We start from the raw sequence: 9,619 nt of genomic DNA, 5'->3' as shown, positions 1-9,619 counted from the left end.
ACTGTCAAAAGAAGTAATCCCAAAAAAGCTGAGTACGATGATTAACGCTAGAGTATAGACAAGATCAACAGCGGGACGCAACAACAGTCCATCTGCCTTGATGTTCTTCATGCCCGCGTCAAAATGCTTATCGTTAATTTCACCGAACTCCCTTTTCAATCTTTCTTCCTGGCGGAACATCTGAATGATCGACATACCCTGGAGTGATTCGCTGAGCTTTGCATTCAGCTGGCTCAGGCGTTCACGCATATCCTGGTAAAACCTTGAACTCAGCTTTCGGTACAAGCTCATGATGAACACAATGAACGGTAAAATCAGCATTGTGAACAAAGCCAGTTTCACATTCAGGATGAACATTGCGACAAAGATTCCGAACAGCAAGAATCCGCTTTGGATAAAAGTCGCTATGACGCTGACGAACATATCTTTGATTGCCTCGGTGTCATTGGTCACTCTGGATACAAGTGAGCCGGCAGGCGTTTTATCGAAATATTTCAATCCAAGCTGCTGCACCTTTGTAAAGACATCGATCCTCATTTGCTGGATGATTTTCAGTGCAATTTCCTGGAACTTCAGAAGCTGAAAATAAGATACGAGCACATTGAGGATCTGGATGCCAATATAAGCAGCACCGAGAATCAACAGCGGCTTGAAAGGCAAGTAGCCTTCTCTTAAGTAATCATCGATAAAAATTTTCACCAATATCGGTCCGAGTACGTCCCCAACAGTGGCGAGCAGCAGGAATCCGAATGCGACAAAAATCATTTTTAAATGTGGCTTTGCATAAGCAAGAAGCCGGAACAGCACGGAACGCTGCTCTTTAGCGTTTAGTACAGGCGTTTTTTCCATTGGTCACCCTCCCTGCTCAACAAGCTCTTCAAGCTGCTGCCTTAGATACATATCCTTGTACCAGCCGTCGTGCTCCATCAGCTGATCGTGGGTTCCGCGCTCTGCAATTTGTCCATCTTCAAGGACAACAATCAGATCAGCGTGGTGAATGGCGCTTAAACGGTGTGCAGTGATAATTGTTGTCTTATCTTTTCGATTTTCTTTCAATGCTGATAAAATCTGTTCCTCGGTCTTTGCGTCGACCGCTGACAACGAATCATCAAGGATCAGGATTTCCGGATTCATCACCAATGCGCGGGCAATCGAGATCCTCTGCTTCTGACCGCCTGAGAGTGAAACCCCACGCTCTCCGACAACGGTTTGATAGCCATCGGTAAATTCAAGAATGTCATCATGGATGTTCGCCACTCTAGCTGAATTATAGATGACCTCCTTATCCACAGTAGGTTCCGCGAAAGCAATGTTCTCCTGGACAGTTGCTGAGAAAAGGAAATGATCCTGTGGGACGTATCCAATCGCCTGTCTCAATCGATCCATCTTATAGTCCTGGATGTTCCTGCCGCCAATATTAATGCTCCCTTCGGATAGGTCGAATTCACGGATGAGCAACTTCAATAATGTCGTTTTACCGGCTCCAGTTTTTCCGACAATTCCCAGCGTCTGCCCTTTCCCTAAACCAAAATTGATATCCTTTAATAAAGGTTCCTGGTCGCCAGGATAGGTAAATGACTCAATATCATATTTAAGGTCGCCATTCGGAACAATATCCAGGGCGTCCGGTTTGTCCTGGATGTCGATTTTCTCATCAAGTAAAGCTGAAACACGATCATAGGAAGCCCTTCCACGTTCAACAATATTGAAAAACCAGCCGAACGCAAGCATCGGCCAAACCAACAAGCCCAGATACGAAGTAAAAGATACCAGCTGTCCAATTGTCAGTTCACCGTTCATTACATACCTTGCCCCAAAAGCAATTGACAAGAAGAATGAGATGCCAACAATGATAGAAATCGTTGGGTCAAATAAAGCATCAACCTTCGCGACGGAAATGTTCTTTTTCACAACATCTTCTGACTGTTTGCGAAAATCCTCAATATCTTCTTTTTCCTGGCCAAAAGTTTTAATAACTTTGATTCCCGTGATGCTTTCCTGTGTCTTGTCATTCAAATCAGAAAAAGCTTCCTGGGCCTTATGGAACCTTTTATGAAGCATCGTCCCGTACCAGCTAGTCAGCACAGCCATAAACGGCATTGGAATCAAAGCAATTAAAGTCAGCTTCCAGCTGATTGTCGCTGCCATTGCAATGATAACGAAGCCGCCGGTTGAGACAGAGTCAACAAACGTCAGGACACCGGCACCTGCTGTCTGCTGGATCGCCGAAAGGTCATTCGTCGCATGAGCCATCAAGTCCCCTGTCCTTCTTTTCTGGTAAAAAGACTGCGACATACTGGTGAAATGGGCATACAGCCGATTCCTTAATAATCGGGCCAGTTTTACCGCTGAACCAAAAATCATGATCCGCCAGTAATACCTGAGCGAATACATCGCCAGTCCAGTAGCGGCTAATACAAACATCCATTTTCCAAGTTTCCCTGCCGTAAGCGTCCCATTGGTAATCTCATCTACGATTATTCCAATGACCCTCGGTGGGACAAGCTGGAGAAACGCCACAAATAACAGGAGGAAAACCCCTGTCAGATAGGCCTTTTTCTCCGACTTGAAATACCATAATAAATCCTTGAATACGCTCATATGTATATCCCCCAAACCCCTCAAATGCTTAAATAGTTTATCAAATATTTGTAAAATGGGGAAGATTTTTTCTATTGGAGATAGACTATAAATTTTACGGCTACACATAAAAAGGCGAAGATTTTTTGTGCACATAAATAAATCGTTCGGTTTTTTTGTTTTTATCGGTTGAATGAAAATAAAATAGTGATATAATAATCTATAAATTAATCATTCACTCATATAATCGCGGGGATATGGCCTGCAAGTTTCTACCGGATTACCGTAAATGATCCGACTATGAGTGAGCAATGCAGGGGACGTATTTAACCTCTATTTGCCCGCAGCTTTTTATTAGCCCAAGGCCATTGCTTCACTCATTTTATGATGTGAATGCAATGCTTTGGGCTTTTTTGTATTTTACAGCCCTCAATTACAGAGGAGGAATACTATGGAACTGCTAATTGAAAAAATAAAAAAAGAAGGAAGCGTCCTGTCATCATCTGTACTAAAGGTAGATTCATTCCTGAATCACCAGATTGATCCGCAGTTGATGCTTGAAATTGGGAAAGAGTTTGCAGGCCGGTTTGAGAATTGTGGAATCACCAAAATACTGACGATTGAATCATCCGGTATCGCTCCCGCTGTTATGGCTGGACTGCAGCTAAATGTACCAGTTGTTTTTGCAAGGAAAAGAAAATCTTTAACTCTCGTAAATAATCTGATTACAGCCTCTGTCTACTCTTTTACCAAGGAAGAAACTAGCGAAATATCCGTTTCAAATCAGTACTTATCAGAAAACGATAAGGTGCTGATCATTGACGATTTCCTCGCCAACGGACAAGCAGCTCTTGGGCTTGCAGAAATAGCCACCAAGGCAAAAGCTTCCATTGCGGGTATCGGGATTGTGATCGAAAAAGGATTTCAAGATGGCGGATCCGTTCTGAGGGAAAAAGGCTTTCGAGTTGAATCATTGGCCATTATAAGCTCTCTTGAAGATTGCGTAGTCAGTTTTTATGAACATACAACTAAGACAAAGGTGGAATTGACACGATGAAACAGTACTCTTTAAAAATTGCTTCATTAGGAATCCAGCATGTACTGGCAATGTACGCAGGAGCGGTAATTGTTCCGCTTATTGTTGGAGGAGCCCTTGGTTTAACAGGAGAACAGTTAACTTATTTAGTTTCGATTGATATTTTCATGTGTGGTATTGCTACGCTCCTGCAGGTATGGCGCAATAAATTCTTCGGTATCGGCCTTCCGGTGGTACTAGGCTGTACCTTTACTGCCGTAGGGCCGATGATCGCGATTGGCGGACAATACGGTATATCGGCAATTTACGGCTCCATCCTTGTCTCAGGTATATTTGTCGTCGCAATTTCAAAGTACTTTGGAAAGCTTGTCAGGTTTTTCCCTCCAGTTGTGACTGGGTCTGTTGTGACAATAATCGGGATAACTTTAATTCCGGTTGCGATGAATAATATGGCGGGTGGACAGGGCAGCCCTGACTTTGGTTCGCTTACAAATATCGGACTTGCATTTGGTACTCTGCTATTTATTATCGTGTTGTTTCGTTTCTTTAAAGGATTTGTTCGTGCCATAGCCATATTGTTGGGACTTGGTGCAGGGACGGTCGTTGCATATTTTATGGGAATGGTGAATTTCACGGCTGTTGCGGAAGCATCATGGCTGCATATGCCAGCTCCATTTTATTTCGGCCTGCCAACATTTGAAGTATCAGCCATCCTGACGATGATACTCGTAGCGATGGTCAGTCTTGTGGAATCAACCGGAGTATACTTTGCTCTTGGAGATATTTGTGAAGAAAAGCTCGAAGAAAATGATCTGGAAAATGGATACCGAGCCGAAGGACTTGCGATTATCCTTGGTGCAATCTTTAATGCATTTCCATATACCACCTACTCACAAAACGTAGGACTTCTTCAACTGTCCGGAGTGAAGACGAAGAATGTCATATACACAGCAGGTGCCTTCCTTGTCTTGCTTGGACTTGTGCCGAAAATCGGCGCATTAACTACCATTATTCCAACTCCAGTTCTTGGAGGCGCAATGGTTGCCATGTTCGGCATGGTCGTAGCTTATGGAATTAAGATGCTCAGCAAGGTAGACTTTGCATCACAGGAGAATCTATTAATCATTGCATGCTCTGTCGGAATGGGACTCGGTGTGACAGCCGTACCGGAATTATTCGCGCAAATGCCTTCCAGCATCCGAATCCTGACAGATAACGGCATCGTTGCCGGAAGCTTAACTGCCATTGTCTTGAATCTGGTGTTCAATGTATTTAAAAGTAATCAAGCAGCCCAGCAAGCTTCGTTTGCTGAACAGAAGGCTTCATAAAGTTTAGATAACATTCTTCGGCATAAAATTAAGGCACCGGTTGGATCCGGTGCCTATTTTCATTCTATTATTCTACTGGGTACCTTTTTTAACCAGAATCTTGGTTTTAGGGCGCCAATCGGCTCTATTGGTGACCTGTTTTTCACAAATCCCGCATTTTAGGCGCCAATCGACTCAAGTGTCTTCTATTGTAAAGCCTGTTCCAAATCCTCAATCAAGTCCTCTACATCTTCAATTCCGACTGAAATTCTGATTAACCCGTCTGTAATTCCTAGTTCCGCTCTGCGCTCAGCAGGTATGGATGCATGGGTCATTTTTGCCGGAACTGAGATTAAGCTTTCTACTGCCCCAAGACTTTCAGCAAGTGTGAAATATTTTACCTTGCTTAACATCTCGGCTGCTTTTTCAGCACTTCCTACATCAAAGCTGACCATACCTCCAAACCCTCCTGCCTGTTCCTTTGCAATTTCATGCTGAGGATGTGTTTCCAGACCAGGATAATAGATTTTTTCTACAGCCTTGTGTTCTGAGAGATACTCTACGATTTTTTTCGTGTTCGCCTCGTGCGCTTCCATTCGAAGGCCCAAAGTTTTGATTCCCCTCACTAATAACCAGGAATCCTGAGGTCCTAAAATCCCTCCGGTAGAGTTTTGGACAAAATGAAGATCATCAGCCAGCTGTTCATCGTTCACGACAACCAATCCAGCCACTACATCGCTATGTCCGCCAAGATATTTAGTTGCAGAATGAAGCACCATATCAGCACCCAGAGTCAACGGTGTCTGCCAGTATGGTGTGCTGAAGGTATTGTCCACGATTGTCAGCAAGTCATTTTCTTTTGCCAGTTCTGCACATGCCTTAATGTCCGTTACTTTTAAAAGTGGATTTGTTGGTGTCTCGATATATAGAGCTCTGGTATTCGGCTGAATCGCCGCTTTTACCGCGTCAAGGTCTGTTGTATCCACAAATGTTGATTCAATGCCAATACGGTTAAGGACCTTGTTCATAACCCTGTATGTCCCGCCATAAACATCATCAGTCAGGATGATGTGGTCACCCGAGTTAAATAACATCATGACAGCAGTAATTGCCGCCATACCCGAACCAAAGGCAAATCCTCTTTTCCCTTCCTCCAGATCCTTGATCAATTCTTCTAAAGCAAATCTGGTTGGATTGCCTGTCCGTGAGTATTCATAACCTTTATGGACTCCAACATCATCTTGCTTGTATGTGCTTACCTGATAAATTGGAAACGAAACAGCCCCGGTAGTTTTATCTCCCGGAATACCTCCGTGAATCATTTTTGTTTTGCGTTTCATTTAAATTCCCTCCTCGTAGATTTTTTTGCTTAGGTAACGGTCACTCCCGTCTGGAAAGACGGTAACGATGTTTGTGCCAGGAGGGGCTTTTCGTGCTTCTTGTAAAGCTGCGTGAAGAGCTGCGCCAGATGAGCTTGCAGCAAGTATTCCCTCTCTAGCCGCGAGTTCCTTCACCCGGTCAAATGCATCTTTATCGGAAATGGTATAGATCTCATTAAATAAAGCAGAATCCATGTAGGAAGGAATGAATTCCATTCCGATTCCTTCTGTTTTATGGGAACCAGACTCGCCTCCATTTAAAATCGATCCTTCCGGTTCCACAATGACTGTCTTAATCCTTGGGTTTTTTTCTTTTAAAAACTTTGCAGTACCCATGAATGTTCCTCCAGTTCCCGCTCCTGCTATGAAAATATCAATCTTGCCATCTAAGTCTTGCCAAATCTCTGGTCCCAGTGTTTTATAATACGTTTCAGGATTTGACGGATTGGAAAATTGGGCTGGTGAGTAGGAATAAGGAATATCTTTAAGCAATTGTTCCGTTTTGCGGATTGCTCCAGCCATCCCTTCCGAAGTAGGTGTATGGATGATATTCGCACCAAGTGCTCTCATCAACGTTTGTTTTTCCAAGCTGAACTTTTCCGGCACAACAAAGATAACATTAATCCCTTTGTTGATTGCTGCCAACGCCAGTCCGATCCCCGTGTTTCCGGCAGTAGGCTCAATCAGAGTGCCGCCTTTTTTCAACTTGCCTGTACGGAACGCCTCGTCGAGCAACTCTACTCCCAGCCGGTCTTTAATGCTGCCTCCTGGGTTTAAGTATTCCAGCTTTGCGTATAAGCGGACATCGTCAGGCAAATGGAATTGGGTAAGTTCAACCATTGGTGTATGTCCTATTAATTCATGGATACTGCGGTAAACCGTCATTGCATTTAACTCTCCTTATTCAGCAAATACCTGGCGCCATTCATTTTTCTTTTCCAGCATTTTTGCTGCAATTTCTTTTGCTCCCTCAAGGCTGTGGCTCGCTGCCCAGCCGCACTGGATTTCATTGCAGGCAGGAACCTCATCCGCTTCAAGCACATCTTTCAAAGTATTTTCTAATACTTCAAGAATATTGTCGTAATCATCATGGTTGATCACGGATAGATAAAAACCAGTCTGACAGCCCATCGGACTAATATCTACGACACTGGCATGATGATTACGGATATTTTCTGCCATTAAATGTTCTAGTGAGTGAAGACCTGGCATTTCCATATGCTCCTTGTTTGGCTGGCAAAAACGTATATCATACTTATGAATAACATCGCCATTGGCACCCTTTGTAGTTCCTGCCAAACGGATATATGGTGCGGCCACCTTCGTGTGATCTAAATTAAAGCTTTCAACATTCATTTTCTTTACCATTACTTCTTCAACTCCTCTAACATTAGTAAAATCAGTTCTGCGGAATTTTTCGCTGCTGTCTCCAAGAATTGGTCAAATGAAATATTCGATTCCTTGCCGGCAATGTCGGAGAGCGACCTGATAATGACAAATGGTTTTTCAAATTGATATGCGACCTGGGCGATTGCTGCTGCTTCCATTTCGGCAGCATACAAATCGGGCAGCTTGGTTCTGATGAATTCTACCCTCTCTGGATCATTCATAAAGGAATCGCCTGACGCGATCAATCCCTTTACAACCTGGATACCATCAATTTTTTCAGCACTCTTTGCTGCCACAGCCACAAGCTTGTCATCCGGGGCAAAATAAGCTGGCATTCTCGGAACCTGGCCATATTCATAGCCAAAGATCGTAACATCAACGTCATGGTGTCTCACTTCAGTGGAAATGACCACATCACCTACATTGAGGTCCTTGTGGAAGCCGCCTGCAGATCCAGTATTGATGATGACATCAGGCTGGAATTTCTCAATTAGCAAAGCCGTTCCCAATGCCGCGTTCACTTTTCCGATGCCAGATTTAAGGAGCACAACTTCTAAACTATCAATCTTGCCTTGATAAAATTCGCTTCCTGCTAGAATCGTATCTTCCCGATCCTCTAGCTTGCTGCGCAGTAAATCAACCTCTTCATCCATTGCTCCGATTATACCAACTCTCATTGCTGCAACTCTCCAATACCATATTAATTTTTGCTTACTTTAACAGCTTCCATCAGCCAAACATAGGAGTTCATTTTTTCAAAAGAAACCTGAAATCCGTTCTTCTCGAAAAGCCTCTCCAAAACCTCGAGAGTTGTATAGTATTCTCTTTTTAAATCAGCAAGCAGATTTTCATATCCCTGCTCATTTACGATTCGATGCCGTTCTTCCCGGTGTTCTTCATTTACAAAAGCAGTATCAGCAAACACAATCTTTCCTTGTTCACCCAAGAGTGTGCTGTACAACTTGAGGGCTGTATCCTTTTCTTCATCTGTTAAATGATGGAATGCATACGTGCTTACGATCGAATCTACTTTTCCAGGAAGCTCCGGGAAGTTTAGGAAATCCCCATCGTATAAATGCAAATCCTTGAAACGTGTTTTTGTTTTTTCTCTCATCACTTTGGAAGGCTCTACTCCATATACAACTCTTCCTAATGAAATCAGCTTTTCGGTAAGATTCCCTGTACCTAATCCAAACTCCAAAACTGTATTGTTAGACTTTATGGCAACTGTTTCTAATATTTTATCATAATTTTCAAACACCTCTTTGTATTCAATATCAAGCCCAGACACTGTGTCCTCGTAAAATTCGGCCCAATCATCAAATAAGGGAATAAATTCTCGACCCATTTTCATTCACTCCGATTTAATTATTATAATTCCTATAAGTATAGTATGGATTAAATCATTATAGGTCACATAATATCACCTTCGTTTTACAAAATCAATTTTTTTATCGGGATTAATTTCCCTCACCATTGAAGAAAACAACCCTGCAATAGTGTATACTTACAATAAACAAAGATATTTCAGGGGGAAAACATGGGAAAGAGAGTGCTAGTTGCTGAGGACGAGCAAAGAATTAGCCATTTATTAAAGATGTACTTAGAAAGAGAAGCCTTTGTTGTGGAAGTCGCAGACAATGGGGATGATGCTTTGGAGAAAGCGTTACAGGATTCCTTTGATTTAATCATCCTGGACATTTTAATGCCAGGAAGAAATGGTTTTTCAGTATTAGAGGAAATCAGAAAAACTAAAGCCACGCCCGTGATCATGCTTTCTGCTAAAGGGGAAGCCCATGACCTTAAACGAGGAGAGGAATTAGGGGCCAGCGAATACATTTTGAAGCCATTCAGCCCGAAGGATGTAGTGTCGAAGATAAAAGGACTCCTAAATTAAAGGCTACTATCGGACACTTTTTTCGGCTTCC

10 protein-coding genes and 1 riboswitch are annotated in these 9,619 nt (G+C 42.9%); of the genes, 3 read left to right on the top strand and 7 right to left on the bottom strand.

The features are described from left to right. A partial coding sequence (locus tag ACH0QE_RS15795) for an ABC transporter ATP-binding protein (RefSeq protein WP_415801537.1) occupies positions 1-849 on the bottom strand: 849 nt, incomplete at its 3' end. A 3-nt stretch (positions 850-852) separates the two neighbouring features. After that, positions 853-2,601: an ABC transporter ATP-binding protein gene (locus ACH0QE_RS15790; RefSeq protein ID WP_415801536.1), complete on the bottom strand. Its 1,749-nt coding sequence runs from the start codon at positions 2,599-2,601 to the stop codon at positions 853-855. A gap of 198 nt (positions 2,602-2,799) precedes the next feature. Further along, positions 2,800-2,901: riboswitch (purine riboswitch) on the top strand. A gap of 130 nt (positions 2,902-3,031) precedes the next feature. Here ACH0QE_RS15790 and ACH0QE_RS15785 point away from each other — a divergent pair. Next, positions 3,032-3,637, top strand: a complete 606-nt coding sequence (locus tag ACH0QE_RS15785) for a xanthine phosphoribosyltransferase (protein WP_415801535.1) — start codon at positions 3,032-3,034, stop codon at positions 3,635-3,637. Then, positions 3,634-4,944, top strand: coding sequence for a nucleobase:cation symporter-2 family protein (locus ACH0QE_RS15780; RefSeq protein ID WP_415801534.1), 1,311 nt, complete (start codon positions 3,634-3,636; stop codon positions 4,942-4,944). The genes ACH0QE_RS15785 and ACH0QE_RS15780 overlap by 4 nt, the downstream gene beginning before the upstream one ends. Positions 4,945-5,129: 185 nt before the next feature. Here ACH0QE_RS15780 and ACH0QE_RS15775 read toward each other — a convergent pair whose 3' ends face one another. From ACH0QE_RS15775 to ACH0QE_RS15755, 5 genes are read right to left on the bottom strand one after another with little or no spacing between them, the layout of a single operon-like run. Next, positions 5,130-6,263, bottom strand: a complete 1,134-nt coding sequence (locus ACH0QE_RS15775) for a bifunctional cystathionine gamma-lyase/homocysteine desulfhydrase (RefSeq protein WP_415801533.1) — start codon at positions 6,261-6,263, stop codon at positions 5,130-5,132. Next, the gene (locus ACH0QE_RS15770; protein ID WP_415801532.1) at positions 6,264-7,187 is read right to left on the bottom strand and encodes a PLP-dependent cysteine synthase family protein; all 924 of its coding nucleotides are present in this window, start codon (positions 7,185-7,187) and stop codon (positions 6,264-6,266) included. A 15-nt stretch (positions 7,188-7,202) separates the two neighbouring features. Beyond that, the gene (locus tag ACH0QE_RS15765; RefSeq protein ID WP_415801531.1) at positions 7,203-7,670 is read right to left on the bottom strand and encodes an S-ribosylhomocysteine lyase; all 468 of its coding nucleotides are present in this window, start codon (positions 7,668-7,670) and stop codon (positions 7,203-7,205) included. Further along, a complete protein-coding gene (gene mtnN / locus ACH0QE_RS15760; RefSeq protein ID WP_415801530.1) occupies positions 7,670-8,368 on the bottom strand; it encodes a 5'-methylthioadenosine/S-adenosylhomocysteine nucleosidase in 699 nt (232 codons plus the stop codon). Before mtnN ends, ACH0QE_RS15765 begins: the two co-directional genes overlap by 1 nt. 23 nt (positions 8,369-8,391) lie before the next feature. Beyond that, complete coding sequence (locus ACH0QE_RS15755; RefSeq protein ID WP_415801529.1) at positions 8,392-9,039, bottom strand: class I SAM-dependent DNA methyltransferase; 648 nt, start codon at positions 9,037-9,039, stop codon at positions 8,392-8,394. A gap of 192 nt (positions 9,040-9,231) precedes the next feature. On the opposite strand from ACH0QE_RS15755, the gene ACH0QE_RS15750 reads away from it, so the two are divergent. Further along, the gene (locus ACH0QE_RS15750; protein WP_415801528.1) at positions 9,232-9,588 is read left to right on the top strand and encodes a response regulator transcription factor; all 357 of its coding nucleotides are present in this window, start codon (positions 9,232-9,234) and stop codon (positions 9,586-9,588) included. Positions 9,589-9,619 lie beyond the last annotated feature (31 nt).

The sequence above is a fragment of the Mesobacillus sp. genome, from assembly GCF_047739415.1.
Classification (GTDB): Bacteria; Bacillota; Bacilli; order Bacillales; family Cytobacillaceae; genus Mesobacillus.
The sequence above is the reverse complement of the archived record's forward strand: the minus strand, read 5'-3'. Positions and strand labels throughout refer to the sequence as shown.